Genomic DNA, 16,635 nt, shown 5'->3' with positions numbered 1-16,635 from the left:
GCCTGGTCGGCACCCCGCCGGGCCGATCGTGGAAGCATGGCCAGCGACGACACGCCCCGCGACCCGCATCCGTACGTCGGCATGTGGGTGACCGCCGACGGATTCATCCGCCAGGAACTGCTCCCGAACGGCCGCTACGACGAAGCCCGCGGCAACCGCCCGAGCGCCTACACCGGGCAGCTACACCGTCGCCGGCGACCACCTCGACTACGCCGACGACACCGGCTTCACCGCCACCGGTGACGTCCGCGACGGTGTCCTGTACCACGAGCACCTGGTGCTCTACCGCGAGGGCGACGAGCGTGCCCGGCGGGAGAACCGGCCATGACCAGGACCCACGGGCCGGCAACGGCCTCCGCCCCCTCGTACGGGACCGCGTGCGGGGCACCACCCGGACCCGGAGGGGGACAGCCGCCGTTCCGTCCCGGGAAGGGATCCGCGGAGATCGGCGGGTCCTGGGCCGCCGGCCGGGTGCGGTCGTAGTCGCCGTCGTCCTCGTCGCGTTCGTGACGGGACAGCGGTTTTCGCCCGAACTCTCCCACGGTGTCTTCGGCGTGCTTATGCTGCTGTCCCAGCAGAACAGCACTGTCCGGGGGGATCGTGTCCGACGCTTTCAGGTCCAAGCCCGCGCTCAAGCGGTGTGTCGTGTGCCGACAGCCGGTGGCCACGAAGAAGCTCGTCTTCGCCACGGACGGACAGCCGGTGCACCGCGCCTGCCGGACGACCACGGACCGCCCGCCGTCCCGCCCGCCGTCCCGTCCGTCGGCCCGTCCGGCGGCGGCTCCGACCCGTCTCACCCGGGCGCCGAAGGACATCAGCCGCGCCGAACTCCTCAAAAGGATCGAGGCGTTGCGGAAGCGCGACGCCAAAAAGAAGCCGGTCGCTGTGAAGACACAGCCCGGCGGCCGTCCGAAGCCGCCGAAGCCGCCGCACCTGGGCAAGCGACCGGTTCCGCCGCCCCAGCCGTACTCCGGTGTGGAGATGAAGTTCATCGGCGGCCGGTGGGTACAGATGCACCCTGACTCCGAATAGTCGCCGCCCGCGGTGCCGGGCCGGTCAGGGCGGACGGGCGTCCTGGAGGCACACCCCGTCACACCTCCGGGCCGGCGGGTGAACCTGACTGTGACGCTTGTCCGTTGACCGTGCGGAAGACCTCGGGGGTGAGCCTCGTATGGCACTCGGCTCGGGAGAGTGGCCTGTGCGGAGCCTGCTCGGGGCGGTGTCCCCGGACGCCCGTGCGGAACTGCTCGACATGGGTGCGGCCACGCGGTTCGAGGTGGGGGAGGCGATGCTGCGCGAGGGCGACGGCGACCGCCATGTGCTGCTCCTGCTCTCCGGGTTCGCCAAGGTGACCGCGCGGGTGGAGAACGGCGAGGAGACCCTGCTCGCCGTCCGGGTCGGTGGCGACAGCGTCGGGGAGATGGCGGCCATGGACGGCGCGCCGCGCTCGGCCACGGTGACGGCCTGCGGCGCGGTGACCGTGCGGGTGATGCCGCCGGACGTGCTGCACGCCTTGCTGGCCCGGCGCCCCGACGTGCACCTGGTGCTGACCGGCATCGTCGCCGACCGGCTGCGCTGGGCCAACCGCAGGCGCCTGGAGTTCCGGGGCTACCCGGTCAAGGTGCGCCTCGCCCGGCTCCTGGTGGAGCTGGCCACCCGGTACGGACGTCCCGGCGAGGGCGGTACGGTCCTCGGCTGCCGCCTGACCCAGCCCGAACTGGCCGCGCTCACCGGCGCCGCCGAGACGACCGTCCAGAAGGCGCTGCGCGAACTGCGCGCGGAGGGCCTGCTGACGACCGGTTACGCCGCGACCGTCATACGTGACCTGCCACGGCTCAGGGACCTGGGGGACCTGGCGCCCGAGGGGTGAGCGGACCGGGTTCGGGGCGGAGCCGGGCCCAGGATCCTGGGCTGCTCCCACCTTCCGAACCCAGCCACAACTTGGGACTTCCGCTGTAAGTTCCCGTAACTTTCCGCATCCCGTATTTCGACGGGGTTCGCGACGCGCGGGGCGTGTACCACTGGCCTACCGGCGTCCGCCTGTGGGGGAGCGGACGTCGGCCTGTACCGTAGCGCGCCCCTCACTGCTCATGGTCCGTCGAGGCATGGGTGCGCTGTCACTGAGTGAGCGGGGATTCCGATCATGCAAACGTTCTGGCGCCGACCGCTGCTGGCGGTCGACGCGAAAGGGTACGGCGGCGTCGACGCCGTGACCCAGCGGCAGCTGCAGGAGGCCATCGAGCGGCTGTTGGCCGACTCGGCCGCGGCGGTCGGCCTGGACTGGGAGCGCTGGAAGCTCCAGGAGGGCGGCGACTCGGTGTTCGCGGTGCTCCCGGAGGGGGCGTCCGAGCCCGACCTCGTCGACCCGTTCATGCGCCGGCTCGACGCCGGGCTGCGCCTCTTCAACCACGGACGCAAGCGGGAGTCGTGGCTGCGGCTGCGGGCCGCCGTGCACTTCGGTACGGCCTCGCCCGGCCCGATCGGCTTCGTCGGCCGCGCGCCCGTGGAGGTCGGACGGATGCTCGACAGCGCGGTGCTGAAGGCGGCCCTCGCGGCCGCGCCGGATGCCTGTCTCGCCGTCGCGGTGTCGCCGACCGTCTTCAACGAGGTGATCGCCCAGGCGTTCACGACCATCCGGACGGAGGAGTTCCGCGAGGTGCGGGTCGTGGAGAAGGAGCACAGCGGGCGGGCCTGGATCTGGGTGCCCGGGTACGACGCGGGCACCCTCGACCTCGGGGCGGCTGCCGGTTCGGGAGCGGCTGGGGCGACTGCCGGTTCGGGAGCGGCTGGGGCGGCTGCCGGTTCGGGAGCGGAGGGGACGGCTGCCGGTTCGGGAGCGGAGGGGACGGCTGCCGGTTCGGAAGCGGAGGGGACGGCCCCTGCCGCGGAGGCGGTGAGCGCGGGGGGTGGTGAAGCTGTCGGCGCGCGCCCCCCGGATGCGCCAACTGCTCCCGGAGACACGGTGGTTCAGGTCTACACCGGAACCATCCATGCTCAGGGGGCCGTCTTTGGGATCTCCAAGTGACCTTGAGTGACGGCTGAGGATGAACGAGGAACCGTGCGAAGAGGGCTCGCCGAGCGAGCCGAGTGAGCCGAGTGAGCCGAGCGAGCAGATGTCCCAGGACGCCCCTGAGTCCGCGCCTTCGGGCGGACCGGAACCGGAACCGGACCTGGACCCGGAACCGGAACCGCACTCCGAGCCGGAGCCGGAGGCGGAACCGGCGAAGCAGGAGGCGGCCCCGGAGGGCGAGGCCGGCCACCGGCCCACGTCCAAGAGCCGTCCCGGCCAGGTTCACCAGAACAACGTCAACCAGTACTTCTACGGAGCCCTCGATGCCTCCGGCGCCCTCTTCGGCGTCGGCGCCGCCGACTCCGGCAACGCTCGCCGCCGTGCCGTCGGCCGCCTGGACGCGGGCGAAGCGGAAGCGCTCATCGGGTCGTATGTGAAGCCCGACTGCTTCGGGGAGGCCCGCCAGGCCCTGGAGGAGACCGGGGTCGTGGTCCTCGTCGGCCCGCCCAGCACGGGCAAACGCTCCGGGGCGGTGGCGCTCGTGGACGCCGTGGCCGAAGGGTCGGACCATGTGGTGCTCTCCCCGGGGCGCAGTCTGGACGACCTGGCCGGTGGTCGGGTCGCCTTCGAGCGGGGCGTCGGCTATGTCCTGCTCGACTGGATGGGCGAGGAGACGTCCGCGACGGCCGACTTCGACTGGCGGCGGGTCAGGGACACCGTGCGGGAGCACGGCGCGCACCTGGTCGTCACCACCGTCCACCCGGCCGCCCGGGTCGAGTCCGTACGGTACGTGCCCTGGGCGCTGCCCGACCTCGCGGCCGTGCTGCGGGCCAGGCTGGCGAACGCGGGGTGCGACGGGGACACCGTGCGGCGGGCCGTCGGCCTGATGCCCGGCGGGTGCAGGATCACCGAGGTCACCGCGGCCGCCGAGCGGATCGCGGGCGGTGCGCGGCCGGCTGAGGTCTGGCAGGAGTACGGCAGCAGCGCGGCCCAGCCGGTGCGCGGCTGGTTCGAGGTGGACCGTACGCCGCAGGAGTGGGCCGAGCTGACCACGCTGGCCTTCGTCACCGGTGCGGGCTACCGCGAGGTCGAGACCTGCCAGAAGCGGCTGGAGCACTGGCTGGAGCCGGCTTTTCCGCCGCCGTTCACCGAGGAGGACCGGGCCGAGGCGGTGCGCCGCGCCGTGGACCGGCGGCAGTCGTTGACCCGTAACGCCCTGATCACCGTGGAAGAGCGCAAGGACGGCGCGCTCACCCGCACCGCGCTGGTCTTTCCGCAGCCCCAGTACCGGCAGTGGGTGCTGGAGGAGCTGTGGACCAGGCGCTCCACGCTGTTCTGGGACGGCGTCCGGGACTGGCTGACGGAACTCGTGTCCGACCAGCCGAGTCTCGCCCTCCAGCTGTCCGTGGCCCAGGGCCTCGCCCTGCTCGCCCGGCCCGCCTTCGACGAGGTGGCCGACAACTACCTCCACTCGTGGGCGGCCGGAGCGGCCGGCCGCTCCGGACAGTCCACCGCGAACCTGGTGCTCCAGTGCATGTGCCTGGAGGAGAACCTCGCCGCCACCGCCCTCGGTGTCGCCCGCGGCTGGGCCCGCTCGATCAGTCCGGCGCTGCGGTCCACGGCCACGGCGGCATTCAGCGGGGCGCTCGGCGTGCGCTTCCCCACGGACGCCGTGCACGGCCTGCTCCAGTTGATGGCGCGGCGTGACGGCCGGCCCATGGAGGCGGCCTACGCGCTGGCCGGGCTGGTCGCGGTGCTCGCCGAGTGCGGCGAGGACACCGGTGCGGTGTTCCGGCCGCTCGCCTACCGGCTGCGTGTCGAGCGCGAGACCCGCACCGGGCGGCTCAACGACCACACCCTCGACGGTGTGCTCACGGTCCTGCGGGCGCGGGACGCCCGCACCGGCCGGCTGGTGTGCGCCACGCTGCTGCAGAACGACCCGCGCCAGACGGACCGGCTCGGCCAGCTGTGGGCGGGCGTCCTGGAGAACCTGCCCCGCCGGCGACTGGCGTTGCGCGGCCTGTACGCCACCCTGCGCCAGCTCCCCGCCGTGTCGCAGGAGCCGAAGACGGTGGCCGAGCGTTTCGGCCGGGCCGTCGGCGCGGCACTGGCGCCGGGCGAGCGGCCCGGACTGCCCACGGCCCTGCGGCAGGCGGCCGTACCGCCCGTGGAGCCGGACGAAGAACTGATCGACCTCTTCCTTACCGCTGTACTGAGCACGGAGGACTGACACTCATGGCTGAGAATTATCCGCTCGTCGAGCAGCGGGAGTACGGACGGCCGGAGAAGCGCGGCGGCATCCTGAAGAAGCGAGCCCGGCGCACGGAGGACGACCTGCCCAGGATCGCCGCCCACCAGGTACGGGTGTTCAGGGTCGGCGAGGAGTACGTGGCGGACCACGGACAGCTGCGCGCGGACGACCCGCTGGTGGTCTCGGCCAGCTCGGTCACGGTCGTCGACCAGCGGGCCGAGGTGCCCGTGGTCGTGGAGACCCGGATCCCCTCCGCGCAGGCGGGCGAGTTCACCGTACGGGTGACGTACTTCAGCAACGTCGTCGACCCGTGCGCGGTCGTGCGGGACGGCGTCACGGAGGTGGAGGCGCTGCTGCTCGCGCAGTTGCTCGCGGTGCCCGGGCTCACCGAGGACGGCAGCGACCTGCCGATCGTGGAGTCCGCGTCGGTGCGCAGCCGCATCGACGCCCGGCTGACCGCCTACCACGAGATGCGGCCGGCCGAGGTGTCCGGCCTCAAGGTGCGCTGCGGGCAGGTGGAGGTCCGTACACCGGAGGAACAGGCCGCGCACCTCACCGAGATGGAGCACGCCGACCTGGTCCAGGAGGCCGCCCTGCGGCGGGAGATCCTGGGCGCGGAGCTGGCTCTGAAGCAGGAGGAGCTGCGCTCGCTGAAGGCCGAGCGGGAGGCGCGCAACGCGCACGCGCTGGCGATGATGGAGGAGGAGAACCGGCAGCGGCGGGACTCGCTGATCAGCCGGTTCAGGCGGTCCTCGGAGTCCGAGGAGCAGGAGCACGACCTCACGCTCCGTGCTCAGCGCAACCGTTCGACCCGCGCGGAGATCCAGGAGGACATCAATCTGCTCGGCACCGACCCGCTCGGCGCGGCCTACCTGGCCTTCCGCAGCGGTGAGATCAGCGCCGACGAACTCTCCAGGCGCCTGCACGAGGCCGAGCGGGACCGGCTCGGGCGCTCGGAGGAATGGACCCGCGAGGACCGCGAGTACGACATGCGGCGGCAGGCCGTGCGGCGGGAGGAGGAGCGCTGGCGCATCGAACGCGCCGACACACAGCGGCAGCTCAACCGGGTGGACCAGCGCGAGGACGCCGCCGCCCAGCGCGCCGAGGACGCCCGTCGCTGGAACCTGGAGCACAAGGACCAGCAACTCAAGCACGAGGAGGGCCGCGCGGACGCCCAGCGGTGGGAGCGCGACGAGCGCGAGTGGGCCCAGCAGCAGCTGGCGGTCCGCGCCGACCTGTACAAACAGGGCATCGCCCGAGGGCTGTTCGACAGCACCGGGTACGACCCTGGCACCCTCATCAACAGCGTCGGGAACGTATCCAGCAGCCCGGGCCGGCCCTCGCGCGACGGCGAGGTGGAGGCCGAGGTCCAGGGCGAGTTGAACGACGGCTCCCGGCCCGCGGACCAGGGCACGGCCGCCGCCGGGCGGGACACCGAGGACGTCGAGGACGCCGAACTGGACTTCGGCGGTACCGACCAGGAGGCCAGCCTTGTCGACTGACACCCCGATCCGCCCCGCCGACCCGGCCTCCGTCGGCGGCCACGGTGACACCGGATCCGAGCGCCGCCCGGTGGCGCTCGCCGACGGTCCGGCGGCCCGGCTGCGCAAGCTGATCGGCGTCGACGAGGGGCTGCTGGCCTGGGTTCCGGAGGACCGCCCCCGCTACACCCGGTACGGGGCCCTGGTGTTCAACACCGCTCTGGTGGGCTCGGTCTCGATGGCCCTGGCCCTCACCAGCTTCCGCTCCGACCTGCCGGGCATAGCCGTGGTCCTGGCGGCCCTGATCTGGTTCTGGGTGGTCCTCACACTGGACAGCTGGCTGGTGTCGAGCACCCACGGCACCTCGGTCAAGAAGTGGACTTTGATGCTCCGCTTCTTCCTGTCGATCCTCCTCGGCCTGTTCATCGCCGAACCGATCCTCTTCCAGATCTTCGACAAGGAGATCCGCCAGGAGATCGCCGTCGGCAACGAGCAGACGGTCGCGGACTACCGGGGGATGCTCGTCTCCTGCAACCCCACCGACGGCGCCGCCACCAGCGACCGTGCGGAGTGCGGCCGCTACCAGCTGAAGGTGGTGGGTTCCCCTGCCGAACTCGCCCGCCAGATCACGTCCGGCACCGCCCGTGCCGCCACCCTGAAGGCCCAGGTCGACGAGTTGTCCAGGGAGCACGACGACAAGCTGGCCACCGAGCAGCGCCTGTGCGGACCGAAGTACTGGATCTGGACGGCCAACGGCCGGGACGTCACCATCACCTGCAAGCGGGCCCGCACGGCTACCGCCGCCGCGGCCAGCGAACTCGCCCCTTACCAGAAGCAGTTGAAGGAGATGACGGCCAAGGGGCAGAACCTGTCCGCCGAGCAGGACAGCGCCGCCAACGCCTACCAGCCGAAGCTCCAGCGGGCCATCGACGCCAAGACCGCGCAGCGGGCCGCCGCCCTGGACACCGACGGCATCCTCACCCGCGCCCACGGCCTCAAAGTGGTCGCCGAGTCGGACGGGTTCGCGCTCTTCCTCACCGTCGTCCTGCACCTGCTGCTCGTGTGCTTCGACGCGATGCCCGTCCTGGCCAAGCTCATGAGCGGCGCGACGGCGTACGACAAGATGCTCGGCAGGCGCTTCGAGACGAGCCAACGGCTGCACGCGGACGAACTCCAGGTGCAGCAGGCCTGCGCGCGGATGGAGCACGAGGCGCAGCGGTACCAGGTGGAACAGGACACCAAGGACCGGATGCGGCGCGTGCAGCGCGGCTACCAGCGGGCCCAGGCGGAGTACGCGGCCGAGGAGCGCGCCGAACTGGAGGCCCGTATGAACCGCATCCTGGCGGCTCGCAGGGCCTGAACCGAACCCCCGGGGTGCGGTGGTGAGGTCACAGGGTCAGCGTGGCGTGCATCTCCCAGGCGAGGATCTCGGCGGGGGTGGTGGCGCTGACCCGGTGACCGCCGGCGGCGGTGAAGCGCACCGCGTCGCCCTCGTCGAGGGTGCCGGTGCCTTCCAGGTCGACGGAACCGCGTGCGACGAACAGGTGCAGGTAGGGGGCCTCGGGGAGAGTCACCCGCTGCCCCGGACGCAGCCGTGCGGCGTGCAGTGCGGCGTGCCGGTTCCGGATCCGGATGGCGCTGGCGTCCCGGTGCTTGTTCATGCCGGAGGCCACTGTGACCAGTCCGCCGGCCAGCAGTTCGGCGTCGATCTCGAGCTGCTCGTAACCCGGGGTGACGCCGGCCTCGTCGGGTACGACCCACATCTGGACGAAGTGCACCGGGTCGGTGGGGGGCCCGCCGGTGGACCGGTAGGAGTCGTTCTTCTCCGAGTGCAGGATGCCGGTGCCGGCGCTCATGCGCTGGGCCAGGCCGGGGTAGATCACGCCGGAGTGGCCGCTGGAGTCCTGGTGCGCCAGGGAGCCCTGGAGCACCCAGGTGACGATCTCCATGTCCTGGTGCGGGTGCGTGTCGAATCCGGTGCCCGGTTGCACCAGATCCTCGTTGTGGACCAGCAGTACGCCGTGGTGGGTGTTGGCCGGGTCCGGCCGACGGGTGCCGAGGGAGAAGGAGTGCCTGGAGTCGAGCCAGGACAACCGGCTGGCCAGGCGTCGGCCGCCGCGTCGCACGTCCACCGTGGGAGTCAGCAGTGCGCTCATGGGGCGCTTCCTTTCACGCAGAGATCCCGCAATGTTCAATGTTCAACCTCTACGGTACTCCGATATCACATGAATGTTCAACTGCTGGAGGTCAGATTCACTGCGTAGTTGGGTCGGATGTTCCGAAACTCACTTGAGTGTTGAAGTGGCTGTTCGTCCGCACCAGCCGCACCAGCCGCACCGGCCGCACCAGCCGCACCGGCCGGTCGCACCGGTCCCCCGGCCCGCGCGCTAGGGGATGGCCAGTTCCGCCCAGATGGTCTTTCCGGACGCGGTGTAACGGGTGCCCCAGCGCTGGGACACCTGGGCGACCAGGAACAGGCCGCGGCCTCCCTCGTCGTCCCGGCGGGCGCGTCGCAGGTGAGGTGCCGTGTGCGCGTTGTCGGAGACCTCGCAGAGCAGGCTGCGGTCCTTGATCAGCCGTAGCATCACGGGACCGGTGGCGTACCGGATGCTGTTGGTGACCAGCTCGCTCACCACCAGCGCGGCGGTGAAGGACAGTTCGGACAGACCCCAGGTCTCCAGCTGGCGCTCGGTGTCCGTGCGGGCGTTGGCCACCATGGCCGGCTCCGGCGGCAGTCGCAGGTCCGCCACACTGGCGGTGCCGAGCCGCCGGGTGCGTACGAGAAGCAGCGTGGCGTCGTCCGCCTGGGGGCCGGGGGGCAGGGTCGACATCGCCCGGTCGCACAGTTCCTCCAACGGGCAGCGCTGCCAGGTGAGCACGTGGGCGAGGCGGTCGATCCCGCTGTCGATGTCGGTGCGCCGGTCCTCCACGACACCGTCGGTGAAGAGCGCCATCACGCTGCCGTCGGACAGGCTCAGCTCGACGTTCTCGTACGGCAGGCTGTCCAGCCCCAGGGGCGGGCCCGGCGGCAGAGCGGACAGGGCCACCGTGCCGCCGGCGTCGGCCACGATAGGCGGGGGATGACCCGCGCTCGCCCAGACACAGCGGCCGCCCACCGGGTCGTAGATCGCGTAGAGACAGGTCACCCCGAGCGCCTTGTCGCTCAGCCCGTCCGCCGCGTCGGGCTCCGCGTCCTGTGCGACCAGGCCGTCCAGCCGGGTGAGCAACTCGGCCGGGTCCAGGTCCAGCAGCGCCAGGGTCCGTACGGTGGCGCGCAGCCGGCCCATCGTCGCGGCCGCGTGCACACCGTGGCCGACCACGTCGCCGACGGTCAGCCCCACCCTGGCGCCGGACAGCGGGATCAGGTCGAACCAGTCCCCGCCGACCCCCACCCGGCTGTCGGCGGGCAGGTAGCGGTACGCCACCTCGACCGCGCTCTGCTCGGGCAGATGCTGGGGCAGCAGGCTTCGCTGCAGCACCAGGGCAGTTGCGTGCTGGCTGGTGTAACGGCGGGCGTTGTCGATGCCGACGGCGGCCCGTTCGGCCAGCTCCACGGCAAGGGTCTGCTCCTCGGGACCGAAGGGGTCGGGGTTGTCGCCGCGCCGGAAGGTGGCGAGGCCCAGGACCGCGTCGCGGGCGAGCAGCGGGACGAAGAGGTTGCACCCCCGGCCTGCCGGGAACCCCTCTCCCGACGACGGGGCGTCATCGACGACGGGGCGGCTGGTGGCCAGGCTCAGGGCCTGCGGTGACGACGGCGGATAGGAGACCGGACTGGTCCGGAACTCCTCCGGGGTACGGCCGTGCATCCGCAGCAGACTGTGCCCCGGCGCGGAACCGGTCGGCGGCTGCCGTCCCTCGATGACCGCCGGCGGCAGATCCACCAGCACCTCGTCGGCCAGCTGAGGCACCGCCACGTCGGCCAGTTCCGCGGCCGTGCGCCGCACGTCCAGCGAGGCGCCGATGCGCTTTCCCGCCCGTACGAGCAGCGACAGCCGTTCCTGGGCGCGGTAGCGGTCGGTGATGTCCAGGGATTCCTCGAACAGCCCCAGCGGTTCGCCCCTGGCGTCCACCAGCCGGTGGTACGAGCAGGACCAGACGTGCTCGCGCACCGGATCGGCGGGGGCGCGCCCGCGATAGTGCATGCCGAGAACCGGTTCGCCCGTCTTCAGCACCTGCTCCATCACCTGGTCCTCGTCCGGGGGGTGATGGCGGGAGATGAACTCGCCCTCGGGAAAGAGAGCCGAGGCGGGCCGGCCGACGTACTGGGCGACCCCGGCCAGCTCCAGATCGGTGGAGGTGTTCCCCCAGACGACGCGCAGGTCCGTGTCGAAGATCGTCAGGCCTACGGAGGATTCGGTCGCCAGTCCCTGCAACATCGCCAGCTGGGCCTCCCAGCCGCGCAGGGCCGCCAGGTCCGCGGCGACCACGACGGTCGCGGCGACGCCCTGGTGGGTGAGCGGGCTGAACGTCACAGCGGCGCGCAGGGTGTGTCCGTCCCGGCAGCGGAGGTCCAGGACCGTGCTGCGGGGCCGGGACGTCTTGCAGAGAGCGGGCAGCCGGGGTTCCGGGGCCGTCGCCAGCAACCGCTCGGCCGACCGGCCGAGCACCTCCTTCGGCGGATGTCCGAGGAGACCCTGGGCCGAGGTGCTCCACCCGGAGATACGGCCTTCCGCGTCCAGTACCGCGGCGGCGGCCCTGGTGAGGTCCAGAGGACTGTGGAATTCGACGTCGGCAGCATTCGGAAAACGATCCATGGCACCGCTTCCCTTCGTGCTCCCTCAGCATCCCGTGCCACGCGACGGACGACAACCGCACGCGTCGGCGCCCCCGTTTCACGCGGGATCGAGCGCGTCGCGCCGTGATGTGCCGTTGATCGCCCCGGCGTGACAACTCGCCCGCACCGCGGCGGAGGTCCTCGCCGTCGTCGCCGTCGACCGGGCCGGCCGGTGGCCCGAGCCGGCCCTGTGGGAGCGCCCGCCGGGGCTTCACCAGCCCCCACTTCAGCAGGGCTTTGGGGAGACATACGGCAGGTCATCGGTGCGGTGGCGGCGGGCGGTCGCCGAGAACGCCCCGGGCCGCGGCCCGAACCTCCTAACCTTTGCGATGACGGCCGGATCGAACCGATGGCCCGAGCGACGATGGAGCACGTATGACCGACGAGGCGATGGGTGACGACGTCTACCAGCCGGACGGTTCGGAGGTGCAGGACGACGCGGGTGTGCTGGACGCGTCGGACACCCTGGACTACCGGGCCGGCGAGGAGGCCCTGGACGAGGGGTACTCGCCGCCGGAGAGGCCCTGGGCCGTGGAGCACACGGGTGTCACGGCGGCGGAGGGACAGCGCGGGGAGACCCTCGACGAGCGGCTCGCCGAGGAGGTGCCGGACCTCGCCGTCCCGGAGGGCGACGACATCGGCGACGCCTGGGACACGGACGGCGAACTCCTCGACGACGAGGTCGGCGACGGCCGCGCCGGACGGCTCGTCGCACCGGACGAGGGCGCCCACGAGAACACCGAGACCGACCTGTTCGCCTCCGACCGCGGCCTGGACGGCGCCGGGGCGTCGGCGGAGGAGGCCGCGATGCACGTGATCCCCGACGCGGACGGCTTCTGACGGTTCCGGACACCGGGCCACCTTGCGGCGTCGAAGCCCGCTGCGAGGTGCCCCGGGTGAGGTGCGCGGGAGGCGCTGTCGTCCGGCGCGGGCGGTGGCGAAGCCCGCGGTGAGGGGGCCGGTGCCGTGTGCAGCCGACGCCGGCGTCCCGGGCGTGCCGTGCCCGTGCCGTCGGCCCGCACGGCGTGGCGGCGGTCGGGGCGCGGGGTGCCGGGGCGTCGGGGCGTCGGGGCGTCGGGTCAGGTCATGTGCCGCAGCAGAGCCGCGACCGCGGCCGGCGGCTCGCCGGGCGGCCGTACCACCATCACCTTCCAGCTCGGTGCGTGGCGGGTGAAGCGGTAGGCGGCCAGGTCAGGGAAGCGATGGGCGATGCTCGGCGGCATGATGCAGACGCCGAGGTCGCCCCGGACCAGTTCGGACGCGGCCACGATGTCGTTGACCTCGAAGGTCGTGACCCGTTCGACGCCGGCCGCCCGGAACGCGCGGTCGGCCGCGTCACGGATCGCCCAGCCGGGGGTGAACTCCACCTGCGGCAGCTCGGCGATGTCGGCCAGGTCGACCGTGCCCTCGGGGCCGCTCGCGGTGAGGCTCCGGCGGGGCGAGGCCACCAGGACCATCTCCTCGTGGGACAGCAGTCTGGTCACCAGCCCGCGCTGCTGCTGGCGGTCCAGCGCCACCACCGCCAGGTCCACCGTGCCCTCCCGCAGCGCCTGACGGAGGTCGATGACCGCGGCCTGCCGCAACCGCACCACCACCCGCGGGTGTTCCGCCCGCAGCGCGGCCAGCGCATGGTGCAGGTTCGCCCAGACCCCCTGCATCGTGCCGACCGTCACCCGGCCGCGCAGCTCCCCCTTCGCCGCGTCGACCGCCTCGCGGGCCAGCTCGGCGGCGCGCAGCGCCTGCCGTGCCGCCGGGACGAACGCCTCCCCGGCCGGAGTGAGCCCGACCCGGTGGGTGGTCCGGGTGAACAAGGGCGTGCCCAGCTCGCGTTCCAGCGCGCGGACCGTGCCGGAGACCGCGGACTGGACCACGTGCAGCCGCCGCGCCGCCGCCGTGAACCCGCCCGCGTCCGCCACCGCGACGACGACTTCCATCTGCCGTAGGTCCATCATCCGCTCCCGCCGACGCAGCGCCCCGTCTCGGCGGGGCGGCGATCTTCGCTGCATCCTAGGCAGGCACCGGCTCCCTCCGGGGCGGACCGGGGGAGTGTCGGCCAGGCGCTCGGCGCAGAAGCGGGCCCGCGGTTCCCCGGTACGGGCCGCACGGCACTATGCCGAGCGCTTCGCGCCCGGCCGGCGCTCGGTCAGCCAGTACAGCAGCGCCAGCACCGGCAGGGCCGCCCCGAAGAGGCTGACCGCGCTCCAGCCGCCGGACCGGTAGGCGATCGAGCCGAACTGCGAGCCGAGGGCGCCGCCGATGAAGAAGATCGCGATGAAGGCGCTGTTGAGGCGGGCCCGGGCGAGGGGATCGAGCTGGTAGACGGTGTGCTGGCCGAGGATCAGGCTGGTCTGGACGGCCGTGTCCAGGGCGACGGCCGCGAGGGCGATCAGGATCACGCTGTGCTGACCGAAGCCGGCTATGGCGAAGGCCAGCGCGGCGAGCGCGAACGCGGCACCGGTCGTCTTCCGGGTCAGCCCGTGGTCCGCCCAGCGTCCGGCGAGCGGCGCCACGGCCGCACCGGCCGCTCCGACCAGCGCGAACACACCGACACCGACGGCGGAGTAGTGGAAGTACGGCCCGGTCAGGACGTACGAGACGGTGGTCCAGAAGGCGCTGAAGGCACCGAACATCGCCGCCTGGTAGAGGCCGCGGCGCAGCAGCGCGGGGTGCGTGCGCACCAGTGCCGCCGTGGAGCGCAGCACATGGTGGTACGGCTCGGACGTGGTCGGCGCGTGCTGGGGCAGGGCCAGCCGCAGGGCCACGCCCAGCAGGGCCATCAGGACGGCCGAGCCGAGGTAGACGACCCGCCAGCCGGCCACACTGGAGACCAGGCTGCTGAGGGTTCGGGACAGCAGGATGCCGGTGAGCAGGCCGCTCATCACCCGGCCGACGATCCGGCCCCGCGCGTGGTCGGGCGCCAGGCTCGCGGCGAACGGAACCAGGATCTGGGCCACCACCGAGGTGGCACCGCTGATCAGGGACGCGATCAGCAGCATGGGGAACCCGGTCGCGAGACCGGCCGCCACCAGGGCGAGCGTGGTGATCGTCAACAGGGCCGTGATCAGGCTCCGCTTCTCCAGCCGGTCACCGAGCGGGACCAGGAAGACCATGCCGATCACATAGCCGACCTGGGTGAGCGTGATCAGCAGACCCGCGGTGGCCTCGCCGATGTGGAAGACACCGCGCAGCTCTGACAGCAGCGGCTGGGCGTAGTACAGGTTGGCGACCGTCATACCGGAGGCGACGGCGAACAGCGCGATCAGCCAGCCCGGCACTCCGTGGGCGGGCTCTGCGGCGGCCTTCCGGCGCGGGGAGCGGATTTCGGACGACGACTGGGACACGGGGACCTTCCTGACAGCAGGTGTGACTCTCATCCCTCACAAGCGCTCCGCCACCCGCCCTGCTTCCCCCTGCCCGGCGCTGGTCCGGGATGTCAGTCATCTTGATCCCAGATGACCGTCGGCCACGCACGACGGGCGGGCGCCGGTCGACGTCGTCACCGGCCCCGCCGCCTTCGGCCTGGGGGCGTCGCGCGCCCCGCCCCCGACCGCAGGGCGGCCGGACACGACGTCGGCCCGGACATCGGCGTCGCCCCGCGCCGGCCGTCCTGCCCTGGTCCCCGCGATCCTCGCCGCCGACGTGGACCCGGACCCGGCCACGGTGCTCGCCGCCTCCCGGCGGCCCCTGGCCGGCACGGCCCGCAGGACCAAGCCGTCCTGGGCCCGGTGGCGGCCTAGCTTCCCGCGCTCGGTTTCCAGTCCTCGGCTAGGAGGCCCAGGAGCACCTCGTCCAGGAACTCGCCCATCACCCACGCCGAGGAGCGCAGTACGCCCTCGCGGACGAAGCCGTTGCGCTCGGCGGAGCGCAGCATCGCGGTGTTGTCCGCCAGCGTCTCGATCTGCAGCCGCCGCAGACCGCGCACGACGAAGCCGTAGTGGCACAGCACGGCGACCACGTCGGTGCCGTAGCCCTTGCCGCGGGCGGACGCCAGCAGCCCCAGCCCGACGTGCGCGGACCGGTGGTGGGTGTCGATGCCCCACAGCACCGCGCTGCCGACCAGCGTGCCGCCGTCCAGCTCCACCACGGAGAACGGGACGTGCCCTTCCTCCTCGTCGTCCACCACGAACTGCCCGGCCTTCGAGCCGGGCGCGATCGGCCGCCACGGCCGGCTCTGGGCCCGCGCGTGGTTGACGACGTCGTCGTGCAGCTCGGCCTGCAGGACCGGGATGTCCTCGTCGTGCCGGGCCCTGAGCCCGACCTTGCTACCCCTCAGCATGCGAGCTTCCTATCCGAGCGGGCCGACCGGCGGCAAGGCAATATGAGGGCAGGGCCCCGAAGGCGGCGCGCGGAACGCCGTCGGCTGTGAGCCGGCCCACCGCACCTGTGAGTTGGACACGCCACCTGTGGATCGCCGTGCGCCTCCCTGACGGACCGGCGCCGGCTGCCAGGATGATGCGCCATGACGGCAGGGTGGTGGGTGCGCACGTTACGGGCCGCGGTGTTCGCGGCCGTCTGCGTGCTGCTCGCCGCCCTGGGCCACGTCATGATGTCCGGCGGTCCGGTGCCCGGCTGGGCACTGGCGGCCGGCCTGCTGGCCACCGGCGCCCTGAGCTGGTCCCTGGCCACCCGTGAACGCGGGCTGCCGCTGGTCGTGTCCGCCGCGGTCGGCGCCCAGACGGCCCTGCACAGCGGCTTCTCCACGGCCCAGGCGGTCACGTCCCAGCGGTTCCCCATGGCCGCCGCGCACATGGACATGGCCGGCGACATGGCCGGCATGCACATGGGTCCCACCCATCTGCCCCCCGTCGCGTACCTGGGCTTCGGCACCGGCGGCACGGCCTCCACCGGCATGCTCGTCGCCCACCTCCTCGCCGCGCTGCTGTGCGGACTCTGGCTCGGCCACGGCGAACGCGCCGCCTTCCGCATCCTGCGGGCCGCCGCCGGCCGTCTCACCGCACCGCTGCGCCTGCTCCTCGCCCGGCCCGCCGCACCCGAGCGGCCGCGCCCCCGCCCGCTCCACCGCCGCTCGGACCGGGCGCCGCGGCTGCTGCTCCTCGTCCACGCGATCACTTCCCGGGGTCCGCCCGTGCGGACGGCTGTCGCCTGACGACAGCAGGTG

Annotated in this window: 13 protein-coding genes and 1 pseudogene; 9 read left to right on the top strand and 5 right to left on the bottom strand. The window is 72.6% G+C overall.

Features of this window, described 5'->3' with window-relative positions; genetic code table 11:
• Positions 1-36 precede the first annotated feature (36 nt).
• The 7 genes and pseudogenes from AB0N16_RS02820 to AB0N16_RS02790 all read left to right on the top strand — a co-directional run bounded on the left by AB0N16_RS02820 (position 37) and on the right by AB0N16_RS02790 (position 8,102).
• Positions 37-328 (top strand): annotated as a pseudogene (locus AB0N16_RS02820) (Atu4866 domain-containing protein).
• 272 nt (positions 329-600) lie between these two features.
• Positions 601-1,032 (top strand): hypothetical protein, encoded by a 432-nt coding sequence (locus tag AB0N16_RS02815; protein ID WP_365792322.1) that lies wholly within the window; start codon positions 601-603, stop codon positions 1,030-1,032.
• Between the two features lie 166 nt (positions 1,033-1,198).
• On the top strand, positions 1,199-1,870 hold the full coding sequence (locus tag AB0N16_RS02810; protein WP_365792320.1) for a Crp/Fnr family transcriptional regulator: 672 nt from the start codon (positions 1,199-1,201) through the stop codon (positions 1,868-1,870).
• 273 nt (positions 1,871-2,143) lie between these two features.
• A complete protein-coding gene (locus AB0N16_RS02805) occupies positions 2,144-3,025 on the top strand; it encodes a hypothetical protein (protein ID WP_365792318.1) in 882 nt (293 codons plus the stop codon).
• Between the two features lie 19 nt (positions 3,026-3,044).
• A complete protein-coding gene (locus tag AB0N16_RS02800; RefSeq protein WP_365792316.1) occupies positions 3,045-5,240 on the top strand; it encodes a hypothetical protein in 2,196 nt (731 codons plus the stop codon).
• 5 nt (positions 5,241-5,245) lie between these two features.
• Positions 5,246-6,763 carry a hypothetical protein gene (locus AB0N16_RS02795; protein WP_365792314.1) on the top strand — a complete coding sequence of 506 codons (1,518 nt, stop codon included), beginning with the start codon at positions 5,246-5,248 and terminating at the stop codon, positions 6,761-6,763.
• Entirely contained in the window at positions 6,753-8,102 is a 1,350-nt protein-coding gene (locus AB0N16_RS02790; protein ID WP_365792312.1) for a DUF4407 domain-containing protein, read from the top strand. The genes AB0N16_RS02795 and AB0N16_RS02790 overlap by 11 nt, the downstream gene beginning before the upstream one ends.
• 28 nt (positions 8,103-8,130) lie before the next feature.
• On the opposite strand, the gene AB0N16_RS02785 is transcribed toward AB0N16_RS02790, so the two are convergent.
• Both AB0N16_RS02785 and AB0N16_RS02780 read right to left on the bottom strand, forming a co-directional pair.
• The gene (locus AB0N16_RS02785; RefSeq protein WP_365792310.1) at positions 8,131-8,898 is read right to left on the bottom strand and encodes a pirin family protein; all 768 of its coding nucleotides are present in this window, start codon (positions 8,896-8,898) and stop codon (positions 8,131-8,133) included.
• Positions 8,899-9,129: 231 nt separating this feature from the next.
• The gene (locus tag AB0N16_RS02780) at positions 9,130-11,496 is read right to left on the bottom strand and encodes a SpoIIE family protein phosphatase (RefSeq protein WP_365792308.1); all 2,367 of its coding nucleotides are present in this window, start codon (positions 11,494-11,496) and stop codon (positions 9,130-9,132) included.
• A gap of 395 nt (positions 11,497-11,891) precedes the next feature.
• On the opposite strand from AB0N16_RS02780, the gene AB0N16_RS02775 reads away from it, so the two are divergent.
• Positions 11,892-12,356 (top strand): DUF5709 domain-containing protein, encoded by a 465-nt coding sequence (locus AB0N16_RS02775; RefSeq protein WP_365792306.1) that lies wholly within the window; start codon positions 11,892-11,894, stop codon positions 12,354-12,356.
• Between the two features lie 239 nt (positions 12,357-12,595).
• Here the strand turns inward: AB0N16_RS02775 and AB0N16_RS02770 are convergent, their stop codons facing one another.
• The 3 genes from AB0N16_RS02770 to AB0N16_RS02760 form a co-directional block, all read right to left on the bottom strand.
• The gene (locus AB0N16_RS02770) at positions 12,596-13,450 is read right to left on the bottom strand and encodes a LysR family transcriptional regulator (RefSeq protein WP_365792304.1); all 855 of its coding nucleotides are present in this window, start codon (positions 13,448-13,450) and stop codon (positions 12,596-12,598) included.
• A 174-nt stretch (positions 13,451-13,624) separates the two neighbouring features.
• Positions 13,625-14,857: an MFS transporter gene (locus tag AB0N16_RS02765; protein WP_365792302.1), complete on the bottom strand. Its 1,233-nt coding sequence runs from the start codon at positions 14,855-14,857 to the stop codon at positions 13,625-13,627.
• 392 nt (positions 14,858-15,249) lie between these two features.
• The gene (locus AB0N16_RS02760) at positions 15,250-15,792 is read right to left on the bottom strand and encodes a GNAT family protein (RefSeq protein WP_365792300.1); all 543 of its coding nucleotides are present in this window, start codon (positions 15,790-15,792) and stop codon (positions 15,250-15,252) included.
• Between the two features lie 183 nt (positions 15,793-15,975).
• On the opposite strand from AB0N16_RS02760, the gene AB0N16_RS02755 reads away from it, so the two are divergent.
• Positions 15,976-16,623: a hypothetical protein gene (locus tag AB0N16_RS02755; protein ID WP_365792298.1), complete on the top strand. Its 648-nt coding sequence runs from the start codon at positions 15,976-15,978 to the stop codon at positions 16,621-16,623.
• Positions 16,624-16,635 lie beyond the last annotated feature (12 nt).

The sequence above is a fragment of the Streptomyces sp. NPDC051105 genome (assembly GCF_040682795.1).
Taxonomy (GTDB): domain Bacteria; phylum Actinomycetota; class Actinomycetes; order Streptomycetales; family Streptomycetaceae; genus Streptomyces.
This window is presented reverse-complemented; position numbering and strand designations above follow the sequence as displayed.